Here is a 19,826-nt window from a genome sequence, read left to right on the forward strand (position 1 = left end):
CGACCATGGCGGGACCCGTCCTGGAAATGCGCTCGATCGTCAAGACCTTTCCCGGTGTCAAAGCGCTCTCGGACGTCACACTGACCGTCCGGCAGGGCGAGGTCCACGCCATCTGCGGTGAGAACGGCGCCGGCAAGTCCACCTTGATGAAGGTGCTCTCCGGCGTCCATCCGCACGGCACGTACGAGGGCGAGATCCTCTTCGAGTCAGAGAGCTGCGCGTTCAAGGACATCCGCGCGAGCGAGGATCGCGGCATCGTGATCATCCACCAGGAACTCGCGCTGGTGCCCTACCTCTCCCTCGCGGAGAACATCTTCCTCGGCAACGAGCACGCCAAGGGCGGGCTCATCGACTGGCGCGAGACCCTGCGGCACGCCAGTGAGCTGCTGCGCCGGGTCGGTCTGAGCGACCACCCGGAGACCCGCGTCGCCGACATCGGCGTGGGCAAGCAGCAGCTCGTGGAGATCGCCAAGGCGCTCTCGAAGAAGGTGAAGCTGCTCATCCTCGACGAGCCGACCGCGGCTCTCAACGACGAGGACAGCGGCAAACTCCTGGATCTCATCCTGGAGTTGAAGAAGCAGGGCATCACCTCGATCATCATCTCCCACAAGCTCAACGAGATCCGCAAGGTCGCCGACTCGGTGACCATCCTGCGCGACGGGCAGACGATCGAGACGCTCGACGTGAAGGCCGAGGGGACCAGCGAGGACCGGATCATCTCCGGCATGGTCGGCCGCGACCTCGACCACCGCTTCCCCGAACGCACCGCGTACAAGGGCGAGTCGGAGGAGGCTCCGGCGCTCGAGATCCGGGACTGGACCGTGCACCACCCGATCGACCAGGCGCGCAAGGTGGTCGACGACGTGTCGATCAACGTCAAGCGCGGGGAGATCGTCGGCATCGCGGGCCTGATGGGTGCGGGACGTACCGAACTCGCCATGAGCGTCTTCGGCCGCTCCTACGGCCGGCACGCGGGCGGCACCGTCCTCAAGGACGGCAGGGAGATCCGTACCAAGACCGTGTCCGAGGCGGTCGGACACGGCATCGCGTACGTCACCGAGGACCGCAAGCACTACGGCCTCAACCTCATCGACACCATCAACCGCAACATCTCGCTCAGCGCGCTGGGCAAGGTGGCCAAGCGGGGGATCGTCGACGAGCACGAGGAGCGGAAGGTCGCCGAGGGCTTCCGCAAGACCATGAACATCAAGGCGCCGACCGTCTTCGAGCCGGTGGGCAAGCTGTCCGGCGGCAACCAGCAGAAGGTCGTCCTCAGCAAGTGGATCTTCGCGGGTCCCGATGTGCTGATCCTGGACGAGCCCACGCGGGGCATCGACGTGGGCGCCAAGTTCGAGATCTACACCGTCATCGACCAGCTGGCCGCCCAGGGCAAGGCGGTCGTCTTCATCTCGTCCGAGCTGCCGGAACTGCTCGGCATGTGCGACCGCATCTACACGATGGCCGCCGGCCGGCTGACCGGCGAGTTCTCTCGGGAAGAGGCCTCGCAGGAATCGTTGATGCGCCAGATGACCAAGGACAAAGAGGTAACCCGATGAGCACCGACGTGACCAAGAGCCCGGCGGTGGTCCCGCCCGGCAAGAGCGGAGGACCGTCCTCCGACAGCGGGTTGCTGCAGCTGATGCTGGACGGCCTGCGCCGCAACATGCGCCAGTACGGCATGCTGATCGCCCTCGGCCTGATCGTCGCCCTCTTCGCCGTCTGGACCGACGGCGTCCTGCTGGAGCCGCGCAACGTCTCCAACCTGGTCCTCCAGAACGCCTACGTCCTGATCCTCGCGATCGGCATGATGCTGGTCATCATCTCGGGCCACATCGACCTGTCGGTCGGCTCGTTGACGGCGTTCGTGGGCGCGTTCGCGGCCGTGCTGACCGTGCAGCACAACGTGTCCTGGCCGGTCGCGGTGGCGCTGAGCCTGGTGGTCGGCGCGGTGGCGGGCGGCATCCAGGGGTTCTTCATCGCGTATCTCGGCATACCGTCGTTCATCGTGACCCTCGCCGGCATGCTGATCTTCCGTGGCTTCACGGAGATCCTGCTGGAGGGCCAGACCCTCAGCCCGTTCCCGAGCGGCCTGGAGAAGATGGGCAACGGCTTCCTGCCGGAGACGGGCCCGGACACCAACTACCACAACATCACGCTGCTGCTCGGCCTGGTCCTGATCGTCTTCGTGGTCCTCCAGGAGATCCGGGACCGCAAGCGCCAGCAGGAGTTCGCCCTGGACGTGGTGCCGCGCAACCTCTTCCTGCTGAAGCTCGTCTCGATCGTCGCCGCGGTCCTCGTCGTCACGATGCTGCTCGCCAGCTACAAGGGCGCGCCGATCATCCTCCTCATCCTGGGCGGACTGGTCGTCGGCTACGGCTACCTCATGCGCAACGCCGTCTTCGGCCGTCACATCTACGCGATCGGCGGCAACCTGCCGGCGGCGAAGCTGTCCGGTGTGAAGGACAAGAAGGTCGTCTTCCTCGTCTTCCTGAACATGGGCGCGCTCGCCGCCCTGGCGGGTCTGGCGATCGCCGCGCGACTGAACGCGGCCTCCCCGAAGGCGGGTCTGAACTACGAACTCGAGGCCATCGCCTCGGCGTTCATCGGCGGCGCGTCCATGAGCGGCGGTGTCGGCACCGTCCTCGGCGCGATCATCGGCGGTCTCGTCCTCGGCGTCCTGAACAACGGCATGAACCTCCTCAGCGTCGGCTCCGACTGGCAGCAGGTCATCAAGGGCATGGCCCTGCTGGCCGCGGTCGGCTTCGACGTCTGGAACAAGCGCAAGTCCGGTTCGTAGACCGGATCGACCGGATCGGGCCCCGTCGCAAGGCGGGGCCCTTCCCATGGGAGGAGAGCAGAACCGGTGAAGGAACTCTTCGGCGAGCTCGCCGACGGCACCGAGATCCACCGCTGGTCGCTGGAGAACGGCGGCACCCGTCTGAAGGTCCTGTCCTACGGCGGGATCGTGCAGTCCCTGGAGGTCCCCGACCGGCACGGCCGGTACGCCGACGTCTGCCTCGGCTTCGCCCGGATCGAGGAGTACGTCGCCGCCAGCCCGTACTTCGGGGCGCTGATCGGCCGCTACGGCAACCGCATCGGCAAGGGCCGCTACACCCTGGACGGCGAGACGTACCAACTCTCCGTCGACGACGGCGAGAACAGCCTGCACGGCGGCGCCGAGGGCTTCGACCGGCGGGTGTGGGACATCGAGCCGTTCACCGACGGCACCGACGTCGGACTGCGCCTGTCCTACACCTCCGCCGACGGCGAGATGGGCCACCCCGGCACGCTCCGCACGAAGGTGACGTACACCCTCACCGAGCAGGGCGACTGGCGCATCGACTACGAGGCCACCACCGACAGGGCCACCGTCGTCAACCTCACCAGCCACGTCTACTGGAACCTCGCCGGGGCGGGCAGCGGCACGATCGAGGGCCACGAGCTCCAGCTCGCCGCGTCCCGCTACACCCCCACCGACCCGGGTCTGATCCCGACCGGCGAAGTGGCACCGGTCGAGGGCACCCCCTTCGACTTCCGCGCGGCCAAGCCGATCGGCCGGGACCTGCGCGCCGGGCACCCGCAGCTGCTCGCCGCCAAGGGCTACGACCACAACTGGGTGCTGGACAAGGGCGTCACGGCCGAACCGGAGCCCGTCGCGACCCTCCACGACCCGTCCTCCGGCCGCACGTTGAGGATCGCCACCAGCGAGCCCGGCCTGCAGTTCTACTCGGGCAACTTCCTCGACGGCACCCTGGTCGGACCGGGCGGACGCAGCTACCGCCAGGGCGACGCGCTGTGCCTGGAGACTCAGCACTATCCTGACTCCCCGAACCATCCGTCGTTCCCCTCGACCGTGCTGCGACCGGGCGAGACGTACCGCACGACGACGATTCACTCGTTCCACGCGTGACGCCGCGTCACCTGTGAAACTTCTTCACAGGTAACGCACAATTTCTTACCCGTTTCTCAGCGGTTGAACAGTGCCACCGCAGCCTTCGTATGTAGGGGCGGCCCGTGCTCCCCCGCGCGGGCCACCTAAAGACGACGGTCCCGGTCGTCCCCACCGGGTCCGCCCCATACGGAGGTTCCATGGCCGAGAACGTCACCTCGCTGTTCCGAGCCACCGCGGCACACAGCCCGTCGATGGCGGCGCTGACGCGGGCGGCCGGCGACGGTGCGGGACCGATCGACTTCTGCATTCCGGTCAATCCGTATTTCCCCACACCGGGGATGTGGGACGAGATGTCCAGCCGCCTCCGGGACATCATCACGTACTACCCGAGCAGCGCCGACACCATCACCTCCGAGCTCTGCAATCTGCTCCAACTGCCGCCGCAGGCCGTCGCGATGGGCAACGGCTCGACCGAACTCATCACCTGGATCGACCACCTGCTGGTCCGTGAGTCCCTCGCCATCCCCGTCCCCACCTTCGGCCGCTGGACCGACCAGCCGATGGAGACCGGCAAGCGCGTCGACATGTTCCCGCTCCAGGAATCCAGCGGCTTCGCCCTGGACCTCGCCCAGTACGCCGAGTTCATCCGGGCCAGGGGGACCCGGGCGGCCGTCATCTGCAACCCGAACAACCCCGACGGCGGCTTCCTGCACAAGCACGCGATCGTGCAGTTCATGGACGCGATGGCGGATCTGGACCTGATCGTCATCGACGAGAGCTTCCTGGAGTTCGCCGACGCGGAGGCGGAGCCCTCGGTGGTGCAGGAGGCCATGCTGCGCCCGAACGTCATCGTCCTGCGCTCGCTCGGCAAGAACTTCGGTCTGCACGGCATCCGCTTCGGCTACATGGTCGCCAACCCGTCGCTCGCCGGCCGGGTCCGCTCGATGCTCCCGAAGTGGAACCTCAACGCCTTCGCCGAGTACGTGGTGTTCATGCTCAAGGAGCACGGCGCCGAGTACGCGCAGAGCCTCCAGCAGGTGTACCGGGACCGGCTGGACATGTCGAGCCAGCTCGCCTCGCTGCCCGGTCTCACCGTCTACCCCTCGCAGGGAAACTTCCTCTTCGTGCGCCTCCCCGTGGGCGCCGAAGGCACCGTGGTCCGGGACCGACTGCTCACCGAGCACCGGATCCTGGTCCGCGAGTGCGGCAACAAGATCGGCTCGTCCAGCCGCTTCCTGAGACTCGTGGTGCGCCCCCAGGTGGACGTCCGTCGCCTGGTGTCCGGCCTGGAACAGGTGCTCTACGGGACCAGGAGGGGAGCCGCCGTGCCCGAGCTGGCCAACGGGACCAACTACAGCTCGGGTACGGCGGCCGTGGACCGGCTGGTCGGCTCCACGAACGGCGCGGGGGCGCCGCTCGCTCCGCAGGTCCAGCCGATGCCGGTCGCCGCGCCGATGCCGGCGGCCGCCGCCGCGTCCTACGACCAGTCGAACGGGTACGGCACGCCGATGCCCGCGCCCACCCCCATGCCGATGCCCACGCCCATGCCGGCGCCCATGCCGGCCGCCGCGCAGATGCCGGTCGCACCGGCGGCCGCGGCCGCCGGCCCGTCGCCGTTCGCCGCGCCGCAGGGGCCCACCCCGCCCGGGGTTCCGGCACGGGGCGGGCTCACCGCGGCTCAGGTGCGGGGGACGAACGGGCTGACGCCCGCCCCCGCGTCGGGGTGGCCCAACCCTCAGGCTCAGAGTTGGCCCAACGCGGCGGGGATGGGGCAGACCGGCTGAGCCCCGTTAGACCGGGTTCAGTTTCCACTGCTGGCAGGTGTTGTTCAGCCACGTCCACTGGCGTACGTCCGCCGCGTCCGCCGTGGAGCAGTTCGCCACGTCCGCCACCTTGCCGGTGGCCTGGTTGACGATTCTCACCCAGTTGTTGTCCGTGACCACGAAGCGGAAGCGCTGGCAGGTGTTGTTCAGCCAGGACCACTGGCGCAGGTCGGCGCCGTCGGCGCTGGAGCAGTCGGCGGTGTCCAGGACCTTGCCGGTGGCCACGTTGACGAGGCGGCTGGTGTCGTCGCCCTGGTCCTCGATGCGCCACTTCTGGTTGTTGCCGCCACCGCAGGCGTACTGCTGGACGTTGGCGCCGTCGGCCGCCGAACTCCCGGCGACGTCAAGGCACTTGCCGCTGTTGCGGTTGGTGATGGTGTACGTCGTGGAGGTGGCCGAGGGCTCTCCCGAGGGGCCGGCCAGGCCGGCCCCCAGCGCGACCGGCGTGCCGAGGTTGGGCGTGCCGTCGGAGTTCCAGGTGAACTTCTGCGCGCGGGTCGTACGGCCGTTGTCGCAGCCGTCGGAGGCGGAGTCGTTCGCGTGGTAGACGATCCAGTTCTCGGTGCCGTCGGGAGAGGTGAAGAAGCCGTTGTGGCCCGGGCCGTAGACGCCCGCCGAGTCGTTGCGCTGGAAGACCGGGGTGGACTTCTTCGTCCAGGAGGAGGCCGCCAGCGGATCGGAGCCCGTCAAGGTCAGCTGGCCGAGCTTGTAGTCGGGGGTCCAGCAGCCGCTGCCGGAGTAGACGAGGAAGGTCCGGCCGTTGCGCTGGAGGATCTCGGGACCCTCGTTGACCGTGCCGTTGCGCTCCCAGTCGTACGTCGGCGTCGAGACGGTGGAGAAGCCGGTGGCCAGGGTGTACGGGTTGGACATCCGCGCCGCGACGATGTTCTGCGTGCCGCCGCCGCTCGCGCTGCCGAACAGATACAGCTGGCCGTTGATGGTCGCGACCGTGGGGTCCAGCATCCAGGCCGAGTTGAGCTGGCTCTTGTAGGTGTACGGGCCCGTCGGGTCCGACCCGGCGCTCTCCAGGACGTGGGTGCGCTGGGTGGGGTTGTAGTCGGAGACGTTCTGCCCGGCGACGTAGTACAGGTACCACTTGCCGTTGATGAAGTGCATTTCGGGCGCCCAGATGTTGCAGCAGCGCGAGGCGGCGTCGCCCGTCCACACCTGGAGGTTGGGCGCCGTGGCGAGCCCGGCCAGGGTGGCGGACTTGCGCATGGTGATGACGTTGGTCCAACTCGTCGTCAGCAGGTAGTAGTTGCCGTCGTGGTACGAGATCCAGGGGTCGGCGCCCTTCTGCGTCTTGACCGGGTTGGCGAACGAGGCCGCGCTCGCGGAGGACTGCCCGAGCGAGAGGGCGAGGACCAGCGCGGCCAGCAGGGTCAGTAGGCGACGGGCCATCCGCTGCTCCAGTTCAGAAGGTTGATGCCGAGTTTGGGGGTGCCGTTGTCGTTGCCGTCGTAGTAGTGGTAGACGATCAGGTCGCCGTCGGAGTCGCTCATGATCGACTGTCCGCCGGGGCCGATATAGCGCCCGTGGGACTCCAGGACGGGCGTCCCGCCGTTGTTCATCATCGAGACGCCGTTCTTGTCGTAGTACGGCCCGGTGACGCTGGTGGCGCGGCCGACCTTGACCTTGTACGTGGAGCTGGTGCCGGCGCAGCAGGTGTCGTACGAGGCGAAGAGGTAGTAGTAGCCGTTGCGCTTGACGATGTACGGCGCTTCGACGGCCTTGGTCCCGGTGGGGCGGGACGCGAGGGAGTACCGGGTGGTGTTGGAGGAGAGCTGCTTCCCGGTGCCGGGGTCGATCTGGATCATCTTCAGCCCGGTCCACCAACTGCCGAACGACAGCCACCACTTGCCGTCGCCGTCGACGAACAGATTCGGGTCGATGGCGTTGTAGTCGCTCGACGTGGTGGAGGTGTGGACCGTGCCGCGGTCGGTCCAGGAGCCGGGCAGTCCGGTGGTCGAAGTGGCGAGCCCGATGGCCGACTTGTTGGACCCGAAGGTCGAGACGGCGTAGTACATCAGGTACGTGCCGCCGTGGTACGAGATGTCGGGCGCCCACGCCTCCGTGGCGTACGACGACCACCAACCGGGTTTGGCCGTGAAGGCGTCGCTCCCGGCCGAGAAGGCGATCCGGTCGGTCGAGGTCTTGTAGCCGAGCCCGCCGCCGGTGCCGTAGAGCAGGTAGCGGCCCGCCGATGTGCGGATCATCGTCGGGTCGTGGACGACCGTGGAGCCGGTGACCGTCCCGGGGTTGGGGTACGCGGAGGCGCTGCTGGGGATCAGGGCCAGCAGAAGGGCTGCGGGGAGGGCGAGGAGGGTGGTTCGGACGCGCGAGGTGCGGCTCACACGGGCCTCCTTGACGGAAAGGGGAGGTCGTCCGAAATACCGGACGACGATCGTCAATTCGGACGGACCGTAGAATCGAATCCCTTGCGCGTCAATGGCCCTGACAGTCACAGGAGTTCGCAACCTGATAGATCTTGTCCAGAGATCAAATATTGGGCATAGTCCGTTCACCACGTGGATATCGCGTGAACACTCCCCACGCTCACCACCCTTTGCCCTGCAAGGAGACACCGGCATGCCCAAGCTCAGACGCCTCGCCATACCCGCCCTCGCCGCGGCGGCCCTCGTGATCGGGACGGCGGGTTCGTCGTACGCCCAGACCTACACGGCCGCGTCCAGCAACTCCTGTGGGGCCGCGTACTTCTACGACGTGGGCGACACCTTCAAGATCATCGACGTCTGTACGGACGGCAAGGGCGTGCGCCTCCAGTACACGAACCCCACGACGGGCAATCCGTCCACCGGCGACACGAAGATCAACGTGGACTACACCGGCGGCTACACCGGTTGGAACCTGGACAACGCCTACGTCTACGACACCGACATGAACGAGAACGCCTGCTTCTACTTCCGCGTCGGTCACGTGGACGACGGTGCCTACGTCAGCGGCTCCTACGGCGGCTGGCACCTGGCCTGCGCCGCGAACTGAGGCACACGCCTGTGCCCCCGAGCCCGGGACCGGGCCGGGGGCACAGCCCTGAGTGGCCGTCAGTGGTCGTTCGCCAGATGCAACTTCAGCAGGTCCACGCCGTAGTCACCGCCGTTGGGCGTACGGACGATGGTGTGGATGTGCTCCTGGGACGGCGTACCGCCGCCCATGCCCATGCCGCCGCCGTCGGAGCTCGCGGAGGAGCTGGGGCTCGTGGACGCGGTGTCCCCCTTGTAGAAGAGCGGGGCCTGGGCGTCGTACTCGATGAGGACGACCGGACTGTGCACCCGGTAGTAGAACGCGGAGTCGTCCTCCGTCTCGCCCATCCAGTAGAAGTACGTGTCGTCCAGATGCTCCTCCACCTCGGACATCTTCACCTCGGCGTGGCCCTCGTCGAGGTAGCCGACGTACACGCGGACCAGGTCCAGCAGCTTCTCGCGCTGCGCGGAGCCGAGGCCGGAGCCGGGGACACCCTCGTAGGCGAGCTTGAGGTTGTCCTGGCCCGCACCGGCCTTCATGTCCTCGTTGCCGTTCGACTGCGAGGAGACGGCCTTGGCGCGCTGTGCGGAGGTGAGGGAGCGCACCATGGCCAGGCCTGCCTTGGTCTCCGGCCGGAAGAGGGTGATTTTCTCGCCCTTGTACGTGGCCGTCGTCGGCTCCGAGCCCATGAAGGTGGGCGTCATCACGACCTGGTCGCCCAGGACGAAGTAGTTGATGGCGACGTGGTGACCCTCGTACTGGAAGCCCCAGGGCTTGGTGGTCGACGGGGTGCCCATGAAGGTGAAGAAGTAGTGGCCCTCGGTGAGCGTCTTCTGATTGCCGCCGTTGGAGTCGCCCAGGAACGCGTTGAGCTTCATGATGCCGCGCGTCCGGGCCAGGCCGTCGGCGGACAGTGCCCTGCCGAGCAGCGCGTAGCCGAGGGCGCGCTGCTTCTCGGTCAGGTCGCCCATGCGGACGCCCTTGCGGTCGTAGCCGTCGACATTGCTCCACGCCGTCCATTCGTCGGCGTCGATGTCGAACGTGCAGGATGTGCGCTCCTTCGTGGAGAGGCCGTCCAGGAACGCCTGCGCCGCCTTGACCAGCGCGTCCGTGGACACGTCCGTGGAGTGGATCGCGTACAGGTCCTCGACGACCTCGCCGTCGGTGGTGACGCCCACGACGTCCGCGTACTTGGTCTGGGAGACGCCGGGGCCCATGCCGCCGCCCCCTCCCCCGGGTCCGCCGGAGGGCATGCCGCCGGGGGCGGCGGAGGAACCGGAGCTCGCGGTGCCGGAGGAGCTCGAGGAACATCCGGTCATGGTCGCCATCGCGGCGACTCCGCCGGCGAGCAGCGCCTTGTTCATGAACCAGCGGCGGCTGCGTTCGGTTTCGGGAGTGCGGGGTCGGTGTCCGTGCATGAGCCCAAACTCGGTGACCGACCTGAAGCGCCGGTGGGAGAAGCCTGTGAGTTCCCCGTGGGCGCCCTCGTCAGGCCCGGCAGCGCAGCATCTCCAGACGAACGAGACCGGCGGGTCCAGCAGTGCCGTGATCCTTACGCGCGGTCCGGTCTCTGCCTCCTCGCCGGTCGACTCGCAGCGGAAGCCGTACTCGGACAGGGCCGGGTCGTCCATGCCGTAGTCCGGGTTCTGGGCGAGCACGACGGCGTAGTTGAGCAGCTGGACCCCCGTGGCGATGTCGAAGCGCCGCTCGCGGGGACGGAGTTCGGCCAGATCGCCGACCTCGTACCGCACCCCCAGCGGCTCGCGCTCCTCGAACCGCCGGGCCGCGGCGAGCATCTCACCGGAGATGTCGATACCGCGCACGTCCCCGACCAGTCCCAGAATGCTCGGCACCTCCCCGTACCGCGCCAGCGGCAGGGACTTGAACCCAAAGCCCTTGACTGACAAGGAACTTGACGTTTCGTCACTTTGCCGAACTGACAGCCCACGGACAGCATCCCTTCCTATGGTGCCGTGTTCATGACAGACACTTCGGAAGCAACCCCCACCCCGATCGGGCGCCGCACCGTACTGATCGCCACCGGAGCCACGGCAGCCGCTCTCGCCGTGACCGCCGCCGCGCCCGAAGCCCCCACAGCCGACGCGGCCGACACCGCCCCCGTCGCCGCCGCGGCCGTCTGCACCCTCACGAAGGAGATGACCGAAGGCCCCTACTACCTGGACGGCGCACTCGTCCGCGCCGACATCCGCGAGGACAAGACCGGCTTCCGGCTCAACCTCGCCCTCACCGTCGTCGACGACGACACCTGCGCCGTGATCCCCAACGCCCTCGTGGAGATCTGGCACTGCGACGCCCTCGGCGAGTACTCCGGCTACGTCGGCAACAACGGCCACAACGAGCCCGACAACGGCACCTTCCTGCGCGGCGGCGTCCTCACCGACTCCAGCGGCGTCGCCACCATCACGACCGTCTACCCGGGTTGGTACCGCGGCCGGTGCGTCCACATCCACGTCAAGGTGCACACCGGCGTCACGCTCACCTCCGACGGCTCCTTCACCGGCGGCACCGAACTCCACACCGGACAGCTCTTCTTCAACGAGACGATCACCGCGAGAGTCGGCGCGCTCTCGCCGTACTCGACCAACACGGTCACCCGCACCACCCTCGCCCAGGACTCCATCTACGACGAAGGAGGCGCCGCCTCCGGCCTCCTGACCCTCACCGCACTGGGGACGTCACCCTCGGCCGGCTACACCGGGACCCTGACCCTCGGCATCGAGCGCTGACCCTGTAGGTGCGTGACGCGGCGGCCGTTCCCCGTACATGCGAAGGGGACGGCCGCCGTGTCATGCCTCCCCGTCCCGGCCGCGACGGAACGGCCCCTTCCGTGTACCTGATCGGCAACAGACGTGCGCGACACGCGAGGTCAGCGTGGTTCGCGAGGCACACTCTGATGGCCATCGCCAGTCGGCAGTGGCCGATCACAGCGCATCACGGGGGACACCATGAGCATGCCTGCCCGCAAGAACCGTACGAGCCGCAGAGCCTGGATGCCCTACGCCCTCGGCGTCGCGGCGGTGGCCGCGCTGCTGACGACCACGGCGTGCGAGCCGGGCACGACGGACGCGGCCGGGTCCTCGAACTCGCCGAGCGCGACGAGTTCGGCGAGTCCCGCGAGTTCGGCGGCGTCGGGTTCGACCGCCTCGGCGGATACGGGCGGCGGCGGCGCCCAGCAGAGCGAGGACAGCTCCGAGACCCCTCTGTGCGCCATCGAGGACCTCAAGGTCTCCGCCACGAACCAGCCCGGCGAAGGCGAGGACGCCCGGTACATCCTCCTCACCGTCACCAACGCCGGCAAAGGCAAGTGCGACGTCCAGGGCGCCCCCGTGGTCACGCTCGGCGATGCGCAGGGACCGGCCCCCGTGAAGGAGGAGACCGACTCCGGGGAGCCCGTCACGCTCGCTCCCGGCGGCAAGGCCTATGCCGGACTGCTGGCGACCGGCGGCCACAGGGACACCTACGACGTGACGTTCATGAAACTCGGTCTCGGGAGCCCCGGCGGCGAGAGCGAGGCCGGCCCCGAGGTCGACGTCCCCATGCCCGTCGACTCGTTCCCCGCCGACGACGGTCAGTGGGTGAGCTACTGGCAGGGCACCGAGGGCCTCGCCATGCGCCCGGTAACGCAGTCCTGACGCCCGTGAACTGACTCCCTGTGTCCCGCCACCGACGACGGGACACAGGGAGAGTCTTTCCGCTACAGCCCTACGACTGCCTCACGACTCCGGACACTCCTTCCACGCCATGTGGTACACCGTGCTGATGTCCCCGTCCGTCGAGTCCATCGTCATGAAGCTGACCTTGCTCGCGGAGCTCGTGCCCGCGTTGACCCGGAGCTCCGTGTTGATGTTGAAGTTGCGCTGAACTCCGCAGGGCGCCCAGACCAGTTGGGCCCAGTCGGTGGTGTCGGTCGCCTGCCAGTTGTCGTTGTAGGGGCCGCTGAAGGGGTGTGTCCGGGACGCCGTGTTCGGTGAGCCCTGGAAGTAGTACGACGCTCTCTGCGTGGCGTTCGCCCCCGACTGGAGGGCGGCGAAGCCGCGGTAGTCGGCGCTGGCGATGGCGTACGTGAAGCCCTGTGGGACATGGACGATCAGGTTGAGCTGACAGTTCTTGCGGAAGGCCGTCGGGTCCGAGTTGCCGCCCGCCTGGGCGAGGTAGTCGCTGTACGTCACCGTGAACGCCGTGTTGTCCTCGGAGACGGCGACCGCGGTCGTACCGGCCGGACAGCCGGAGCCGTTGACCGTGGCGACCTTGATGACGATCTTGTCCGGCGGCGGGTCCTCGAACCCGTCGGACGGGCCCTGTGCGGGCAGTGCGGTGGTGAGCAGAGCGGCGAGCGCGCCGCCCAGCAGGAGTCCACCAGCCATGGTCTCTCCCTGAAGGGTTGGGGGGTGGTTGGTTGCACCCCGGACCGTAGGGAGGGACACACCTCGCGGTCAGCTATAACTCCAGCCATTCACAGGTGCGCTTTTCACAGTTTCTTCACAGTATCCGAACTCTGCGGAAATAACGGGCCGTTGACGAATCCGCCCCCAACTTGTTCACATCCGCACATCACGGAATTCTCCATCCGGGGCACCGCGCCTCGCGCGCCGCGCACGTCCATGTGCGGGTGCACACGGACGGCCCGCCCACCGAGGTCCAGGCGCCCTCGCCGTACACCGTGAACACCATCCGGGCGACCCTCACCGTGGGCGTCGACAGCGACCGGCGATCCGTCGCCGAGGGTCGGGCGCGGACGGCCGGAAGCCGACCCTCCGGCGCCGGATGAACGGGGCGCGACGGCAGGGCGTCAACCGAGGACGGTCTTGGACCCGGATGAGCGCACTCACGGACAGGGGCCCTACGGGTTCTCCCAGGCCGCCGGCTCCGCCGCCAGCGCCTGCACCGGTCCCGGCAGGGCGTCCGCGGCGATGTCGGCGATGGTGACGCCCTCCAGGATGCGGCGCACATTGGCCCGCAGCGCGATCCACAGGGGCAGCAGCGGCTGGGCGGAACCGGTGTAGGCGAGCTCGGTGGGGCGTTCACCTCGGACGGAGACGATGGGGCCGTCCACGGTCCGGATCACGTCCGCGACCGTGATCTTCGCCGCGTCACGGGCCAGCCGGTAACCGCCGTTGCCCCCGCGCCGGCTGTCGACGACACCACCGCGTCGCAGGTCACCGAGGATGCCCTCCAGGAATTTGTGCGGAATGTCCTGCGTGACGGCGATGGCCTCCGCCTTCACCGGACCCTCGCCCTGTCGTACGGCGAGTTCGAGTACCGCTCGTACCGCGTAGTCCGCCCGTGCCGAGATCCTCATGAGGGCCATTGTGAGGCGTGCCGCGCCGGGCATGGAGAATGGTCCCTCCCTCGCGTCCCGGGAAACGCAGGCACAACAGGAGGCGACGCTCGCGTGGAGCTCAGCAGACGAACCTTCAGCGCACTGGCCGGCACGACCGCGCTCGGCCTGGCGCTGACCGGCAGTGGCGGCGCGCTGCCGTCCTCCGCCCTGCCCGGACTCGCGCCCACGGGCCCGCCACCGAGCCCGCCCAGCGCCGACGGCAGCGCGCACACCGTCGGCTTCGACCGCTACTCGCTGCTGGTCGACGGGCGGCGGCTGGTCCTGTGGTCGGGCGAGATGCATCCGTTCCGGCTGCCGAGCCCGTCGCTGTGGCGGGACGTGCTGCAGAAGATGCGCGCGCACGGCTACAACGCGGTGAGCGTCTACGTCGCCTGGAACGTCCACTCCCCCGCGCCCGGTGAGTACGACTTCACGGGCGTCCGCGACCTGGACCTGTTCCTGCGCACGGCCGCCGAGACCGGCCTGTACGTGATCCTGCGCCCGGGCCCGTACATCAACGCCGAGGTCGACGCGGGCGGCTTCCCGGGCTGGCTGACGGCGACCGCGGGCAGGGCCCGGACCGCCGACCCCACCTATCTGTCGTACGCCGACGAGTGGTTGACGCGGGTGAACGCGATCGCCGCCCGGCACCTCTACACCAGGGGCAAGGGCACGGTCCTGCTCTACCAGATCGAGAACGCGTACGACGTCACCGGCGCGGACGGCCGCGCGTACATGTCCCACCTGTACAAGAAGGTGCGGGCGGACGGGATCGACGTACCCCTCTTCCACAACGACAAGACCCGCGAGGGGCGTTGGGTGCCCGGGTCGTTCGACACCGGTGGGGAGAAGGGCAGCTGGCTGTACGGCTTCGACGGGTATCCGGAGCCCGATGAGGTTCCGCAGGACTGGGGGCGCTTCGCCGCGCAGCCGGCGCGGGCCGCGAAGGCCAGCCCGAAGACCCCGGGTTTCCTCCCGGAGTTCGGCGGCGGCCGGCCCGATCCGTGGGGCGGGACGGCGTTCGGCGGCAAGGGGTACGAGGAGGCGCGGCGGACCCGGGACGCGGCGTACGAGCGGCGCTTCCATCTCACCAACCTCGCCAACGGGATCACGCTGCACAACGTCTACATGACCTTCGGCGGCACCTCGTGGGGCTGGCTGCCCGCGCCGCAGGTCTACACGTCGTACGACTACGGGGCGGTCCTCGACGAGGGGCGCCGGCAGACGGCGAAGCTCGCCCCGATGCACCAGCTCGGCCACCTGCTGCGGCAGATCCCGGACTTCGCGAAACTGGACCGGGCGAAGGGCGTGCCGTCCCCCGACGACCGGCTGAAGGTGTACCACCTGACCAACCGCGACACGGGCTCCCATGTCTACGTCGTGCGCAACGACTCCGCCGAGGACGTCTCCGTACCCCTGCCGGACGCCGGCATCGAGGTGCCGATGACCGTCCCGGCCCATGACGCCCGGCTGATCACCACCGACCTGAAGCTCGGACGGCGGACGTTGAGGTACGCCACCGCCCAGCTCGCGATGTTCGTCGCCGCCGGGCGGCAGGACATCGCCGTCTTCTCCGGCCGGCACGGCGACATGGCCCAGGTCGTCCTGGAGTGCCCGGACGAGCCGACGGCGACCCGCCTGGACGCGGAACCGGCGTGGATCTACGACCGCGGTCTGCTGCGGGTGACCGCCCCGCTCGGCGTCGGGCTGCTGGCCCGCGTGAAGGTGGAGAACGGCGGCTCCGGGCGCCCGCTGGTGATCTTCTTCGCCGACGACGAGACCGCGCTGCGGCTGTGGCCGTACGAGACCCCGTCCGGGACGGTGCTGGTGTACGGCCCGTCGCTGGTGCGGTCCGTCACCCTGGAGGGCTCCACCGTGCACCTCACCGGTGACACGACCGCGGTGACCGGCCTGGAGGTGTGGGGGCCGCGCGGGATCGGCCAGGTCACCTGGAACGGGCAGCCGGTACCGACCCGGGTCAGCGCCACCAACAGCCTCATCGCCCTGAAGCCCCTGCCGGGCGTGGGCGCGGTGTCGCTGCCCGCGCTGGACAAGGGCTGGCGGCGGCGCACCGAGAACCCCGAGTCCGCGCCGGACTTCGACGACTCGGCGTGGCGACGGGCCGACAAGGAGAGCTCGTTCAGCACCACGCCGGTGCCCGAGGGGCAGCCCGTGCTCTTCGCGGACGACTACGGCTTCCACTACGGCGACGTCTGGTACCGCGGCCGCGTCACCGGCGCCGAGGGTGCGAAGTCGGTTTCCCTCGCCTACAGCACCGGCACCCAGGGTCTCCTGATGGCCTGGCTGGACGGGGAGCCGCTGGGCACCCACCGGATGCCGGTACCGGACGAGAAGACGGCCCGGAAGGGCACGTGGACGGAGACGGCGGACTTCGCGGTGCCCGAGGAGCTGAGGGAGCGGGACGAGCATGTGCTGTCGGTCCTCGTGCGGCGGATGCAGCACGACATGGACGGCGAGTCCCTCGACACGCACAAGGCGGCCCGGGGACTGACAGCCGTACGGTTCAAGGGCGCCTCGCCGAAGGTGAGTTGGCGGCTCCAGGGCGCGGCCGCGGCCGATCCGGTGCGTGGGCCGCTGAACAACGGCGGCCTGTACGGGGAGCGCGAGGGCTGGCATCTGCCCGGCCACGACGACGGCGGCTGGAGGCCGGTGCGGCTGCCGCGCGCGGAACGGCGGCAGGGCGTCACCTGGTACCGCACGTCCTTCCGGCTGTCCGTCGACCCCGGCATCGACGCCTCGATCGCCCTCACCCTCGACGACGACCGGAAGCGTGCCTACCGGGTGCAAATCTTCCTCAACGGCTGGAACATGGGCCAGTACATCAACGACGTCGGCCCCCAGCACACCTTCGTCCTGCCGAACGGCGTCCTGCGCACCAGGGGCGCCAACACCCTTGCCCTGGCGGTCATTTCGGACGGTACGACGGAGGCGGGACCCAAGGACGTACGGCTGACACTGCTGGGCGCGACGGCGGGCGGAGTGACAGTGGAGAACGTCTGAGGAGGAGAACCTCGTGCGAAGACGGCGATTCATCAGCGGGTTAGTGGGGGCGGGGGCCGGGATCGGGCTGGTCTCGTCGAGCGGCGGCACAGCCACCGGGACCACCGGGGCCACCAGGGCCGCCGCACCCCGGGTCCTCGGCCCGCACGACTGGCAGACCGTGCCGGCCCCCGCCTGCACCCCGGCCGCCCAGCTCCTCGGCGTGGCGGCCGCGGGACCCGACCTCGCGTGGGCCGTGGGCGAGGAGGGCCGCAACGGCGGCACCCGCGGGGTGCCGCTCGCCCTGGTGTGGGACGGCGGCGCGTGGACCCGCCTCGACCTCAGCCACCTCGGCCTCACCGGCGGGTATCTGAGCTCGGTCGCCGCTTCGGCGGGCGCCGCCTGGGCTGTTGGCACCGACAGGGGCGGCGTCGCCCGGCTGCTGCGCTGGGACGGGTCGACCTGGCAGGAGTCCCTCTTCGCCGGACGACTGGCGTACGGGACGAGCCTGACCGGGGTGGCGCTGGACGCGAAGGACCGCGTCTGGCTCTCCGGCCGCAACAGCGACGGCTGCGTACTGCTGCGCGGCGACGGCGGGGACGACGGCTGGACCTGGGTGACCCCGCCCCCGACTCCGCCCAGGAGCGCCCCGGCCGGCGTCCGCGTGGCGCCCGACGGCGGCGTCTGGGTGTACGACGCCGCACTCGTCGCCCGCTGGGACGGCGAGACCTGGACCGAACTGCCCGCCCCGGCCGGACTGCGCCCCACCGTCACCGGACTGCTCCCGGTCGCCGCCGACGACGTCTGGCTCACCGGCTACGACTACGGCGTCGGCGGCCCGCCCGGCAAGCCGCCGTCCGTCACCCTGCGCCACTGGGACGGCAACGCGTGGACCTACGCCACCACCCCGTTCACCGTCGGCATGCTCACCGCGATCGTCGCTGACGACCGGGGCGGCCCCGACCGCATCGCGGGCTGGGACTTCTGGGACCAGACCCGCGCGCACTACCTCCGGTGGGAGAACGGCGCGTGGGTGAGCGAGCGGGGCCCGCTGTCCACGGCCCCCGTCCTGCTCAGCGGACTCGCGCCGGTGCCCGGTACGGGCGGGTACTGGTCCGTCGGCACGAACTCCGCCTCGCCGTATCCGCCCGCGCAGGTGTATGTCGAGCGATGAGTCCCTAGGCCAGCCGGATCACGTTCCACGACAGCGGTTCGAGTACGGCGGTCAGGGTGCCGTCGGTCAGCGCGGTGCCCTCGACCGTGTGCGGGGCGACCCGCTCGGGCTCGGCGAGGGTGTTCCTGGCGTCCGGGTCGGCGTCGGCGAGGGCGCTGTGCTCGACCACGGACGACAGGTCCAGTGCGGCGAGGGCGACTTCGAGGGGAAGCGCCTCGGTCCGGCTGCGGTTGACCGCGAAGACGGTGACCGAGCCGTCCTCGCCGCGCACGGCGGTGGCGTGCAGCAGGTCGGTCTCGCCGTACTTCTTCGTCTCGTACGTCGGTGAGTCGACCCGCACGTCCAGGACCTCGCCGCGCCCGTACCGGGCGGCCTGGGCGAACGGGAAGAACGTCGTCTGGCGCCAGGCCGGGCCGCCCGGCTCGGTCATGATCGGCGCGATGACGTTGACCAGCTGGGCGAGGCAGGCCACGGTGACGCGGTCGGCGTGCCGGAGCAGGGCGATGAGGAGGGAGCCGAAGACGACGGCGTCGGTGACGCTGTAGTTGTCCTCCAGGAGGCGGGGGGCCTCCGCCCAGTCCCGCGCGCCGGAGTTCTCGATCTCGTGCCACTCCGAGATGTACCAGACGTTCCACTCGTCGAAGGAGAGGTTGATCTTCTTCTCGGACTTCAGCCGGGCGCCCACGTGATCACAGGTGGCGACCACGTTCTCGATGAAGGACTCCATGTCGACGGCGGAGGCCAGGAAGGAGTCGATGTCACCGTCCTCGGGCTGGTAGTAGGCGTGCAGGGAGATGTAGTCGACGAGGTCGTACGTCTCCGCCAGGACCGTCGCCTCCCACTCGGCGAACGTCGGCATGGACTGGCTGGAGGAGCCGCAGGCGACGAGTTCGATGCCCGGGTCGATCTGGCGCATCGCGCGGGCGGTCTCGGCGGCGATCCGGCCGTACTCCTGGGCGGTCTTGTGGCCGGTCTGCCAGGGGCCGTCCATCTCGTTGCCGAGGCACCAGAGGTTGATGCCGAAGGAGTCCTTGTCGCCGTGCGCGGCACGGAGGTCGGACAGGGCCGTGCCGGCGGGGTGGTTGGCGTACTCCTGGAGTTCGAGGGCCTCGGCGACGCCCCGGGTGCCGAGGTTGAGGGCCATCATGGGTTCGGCCTGGGGGCCGATCTTCTTCAGGAAGGCGATGTACTCGGAGAGGCCGAAGCGGTTGGTCTCGGTGGAGCGCCAGGCCAGGTCGAGGCGGCGGGGGCGGTCCTCGGCGGGGCCGACGCTGTCCTCCCACTTGTAGCCGGACACGAAGTTGCCGCCGGGGTAGCGGATGGTGGTCACGCCCAGTTCGCGAACGAGTTCAAGGACGTCCGTGCGGATACCGTCCTCGTCCGCCGTGGGGTGGTCGGGCTCGAAAATGCCGGTGTAGACGCAGCGGCCGAGGTGTTCCACGAAGGAGCCGAAGAGGCGGGGGTTGACCTGGCCTACGGTGAAGGCCGGGTCGAGGGTGAAGCGGGCAGTGCTCATTTTTGCCTTCCCAAGAGGGTGGTTCTGAATCGTTGGCGGCTGCGGGCTCGTTGTGGCTGGTCGCGTCCACGCGGCGGAGCCGCATATGGACACAGCCC

Annotated in this window: 15 protein-coding genes and 1 pseudogene; 10 read left to right on the top strand and 6 right to left on the bottom strand. The window is 69.2% G+C overall.

Annotated elements, in window-relative coordinates; genetic code table 11:
* Positions 1 to 5: 5 nt before the first annotated feature.
* The 4 genes and pseudogenes from mmsA (at position 6) to OG381_RS16695 (ending at position 5,676) form a co-directional block, all read left to right on the top strand.
* Positions 6 to 1,556 (top strand): multiple monosaccharide ABC transporter ATP-binding protein, encoded by a 1,551-nt coding sequence (mmsA, locus tag OG381_RS16680; RefSeq protein ID WP_327716892.1) that lies wholly within the window; start codon positions 6 to 8, stop codon positions 1,554 to 1,556.
* Positions 1,553 to 2,797, top strand: coding sequence for a multiple monosaccharide ABC transporter permease (gene mmsB / locus OG381_RS16685; protein WP_327716893.1), 1,245 nt, complete (start codon positions 1,553 to 1,555; stop codon positions 2,795 to 2,797). The genes mmsA and mmsB overlap by 4 nt, the downstream gene beginning before the upstream one ends.
* A 60-nt stretch (positions 2,798 to 2,857) precedes the next feature.
* Positions 2,858 to 3,910 (top strand): annotated as a pseudogene (locus OG381_RS16690) (aldose epimerase family protein); the annotation flags it as partial.
* 179 nt (positions 3,911 to 4,089) lie between these two features.
* Positions 4,090 to 5,676, top strand: coding sequence for a pyridoxal phosphate-dependent aminotransferase (locus tag OG381_RS16695; RefSeq protein ID WP_327716894.1), 1,587 nt, complete (start codon positions 4,090 to 4,092; stop codon positions 5,674 to 5,676).
* Positions 5,677 to 5,682: 6 nt separating this feature from the next.
* On the opposite strand, the gene OG381_RS16700 is transcribed toward OG381_RS16695, so the two are convergent.
* Positions 5,683 to 7,116 (bottom strand): family 43 glycosylhydrolase, encoded by a 1,434-nt coding sequence (locus tag OG381_RS16700; protein WP_327716895.1) that lies wholly within the window; start codon positions 7,114 to 7,116, stop codon positions 5,683 to 5,685.
* A complete protein-coding gene (locus OG381_RS16705) occupies positions 7,098 to 8,069 on the bottom strand; it encodes an arabinan endo-1,5-alpha-L-arabinosidase (protein WP_327716896.1) in 972 nt (323 codons plus the stop codon). Before OG381_RS16705 ends, OG381_RS16700 begins: the two co-directional genes overlap by 19 nt.
* 235 nt (positions 8,070 to 8,304) lie before the next feature.
* On the opposite strand from OG381_RS16705, the gene OG381_RS16710 reads away from it, so the two are divergent.
* The gene (locus OG381_RS16710; protein ID WP_327716897.1) at positions 8,305 to 8,718 is read left to right on the top strand and encodes a hypothetical protein; all 414 of its coding nucleotides are present in this window, start codon (positions 8,305 to 8,307) and stop codon (positions 8,716 to 8,718) included.
* A 59-nt stretch (positions 8,719 to 8,777) separates the two neighbouring features.
* On the opposite strand, the gene OG381_RS16715 is transcribed toward OG381_RS16710, so the two are convergent.
* Entirely contained in the window at positions 8,778 to 10,604 is a 1,827-nt protein-coding gene (locus OG381_RS16715) for a DUF3500 domain-containing protein (RefSeq protein ID WP_327716898.1), read from the bottom strand.
* A gap of 72 nt (positions 10,605 to 10,676) precedes the next feature.
* On the opposite strand from OG381_RS16715, the gene OG381_RS16720 reads away from it, so the two are divergent.
* Entirely contained in the window at positions 10,677 to 11,444 is a 768-nt protein-coding gene (locus tag OG381_RS16720) for an intradiol ring-cleavage dioxygenase (RefSeq protein WP_327716899.1), read from the top strand.
* 219 nt (positions 11,445 to 11,663) lie between these two features.
* The gene (locus tag OG381_RS16725) at positions 11,664 to 12,350 is read left to right on the top strand and encodes a DUF4232 domain-containing protein (protein WP_327716900.1); all 687 of its coding nucleotides are present in this window, start codon (positions 11,664 to 11,666) and stop codon (positions 12,348 to 12,350) included.
* 81 nt (positions 12,351 to 12,431) lie between these two features.
* Here OG381_RS16725 and OG381_RS16730 read toward each other — a convergent pair whose 3' ends face one another.
* Positions 12,432 to 13,082: a DUF4360 domain-containing protein gene (locus OG381_RS16730; RefSeq protein ID WP_327716901.1), complete on the bottom strand. Its 651-nt coding sequence runs from the start codon at positions 13,080 to 13,082 to the stop codon at positions 12,432 to 12,434.
* Positions 13,083 to 13,327: 245 nt separating this feature from the next.
* On the opposite strand from OG381_RS16730, the gene OG381_RS16735 reads away from it, so the two are divergent.
* On the top strand, positions 13,328 to 13,486 hold the full coding sequence (locus OG381_RS16735) for a hypothetical protein (protein ID WP_327716902.1): 159 nt from the start codon (positions 13,328 to 13,330) through the stop codon (positions 13,484 to 13,486).
* Between the two features lie 72 nt (positions 13,487 to 13,558).
* Here the strand turns inward: OG381_RS16735 and OG381_RS16740 are convergent, their stop codons facing one another.
* Positions 13,559 to 14,017, bottom strand: coding sequence for an RrF2 family transcriptional regulator (locus tag OG381_RS16740; RefSeq protein ID WP_327716903.1), 459 nt, complete (start codon positions 14,015 to 14,017; stop codon positions 13,559 to 13,561).
* Positions 14,018 to 14,110: 93 nt separating this feature from the next.
* Between OG381_RS16740 and OG381_RS16745 the strand changes: the two genes are divergently transcribed.
* Both OG381_RS16745 and OG381_RS16750 read left to right on the top strand, forming a co-directional pair.
* Positions 14,111 to 17,059 (top strand): glycoside hydrolase family 35 protein, encoded by a 2,949-nt coding sequence (locus OG381_RS16745; RefSeq protein ID WP_327716904.1) that lies wholly within the window; start codon positions 14,111 to 14,113, stop codon positions 17,057 to 17,059.
* 43 nt (positions 17,060 to 17,102) lie between these two features.
* The gene (locus tag OG381_RS16750) at positions 17,103 to 18,212 is read left to right on the top strand and encodes a hypothetical protein (protein ID WP_327716905.1); all 1,110 of its coding nucleotides are present in this window, start codon (positions 17,103 to 17,105) and stop codon (positions 18,210 to 18,212) included.
* 4 nt (positions 18,213 to 18,216) lie between these two features.
* On the opposite strand, the gene arfA is transcribed toward OG381_RS16750, so the two are convergent.
* The gene (arfA, locus tag OG381_RS16755) at positions 18,217 to 19,728 is read right to left on the bottom strand and encodes an arabinosylfuranosidase ArfA (protein WP_327716906.1); all 1,512 of its coding nucleotides are present in this window, start codon (positions 19,726 to 19,728) and stop codon (positions 18,217 to 18,219) included.
* Positions 19,729 to 19,826: the final 98 nt, after the last annotated feature.

Origin of the sequence: Streptomyces sp. NBC_00490, from assembly GCF_036013645.1 — a bacterium.
GTDB classification, from domain to species: Bacteria; Actinomycetota; Actinomycetes; order Streptomycetales; family Streptomycetaceae; genus Streptomyces; species Streptomyces canus_F.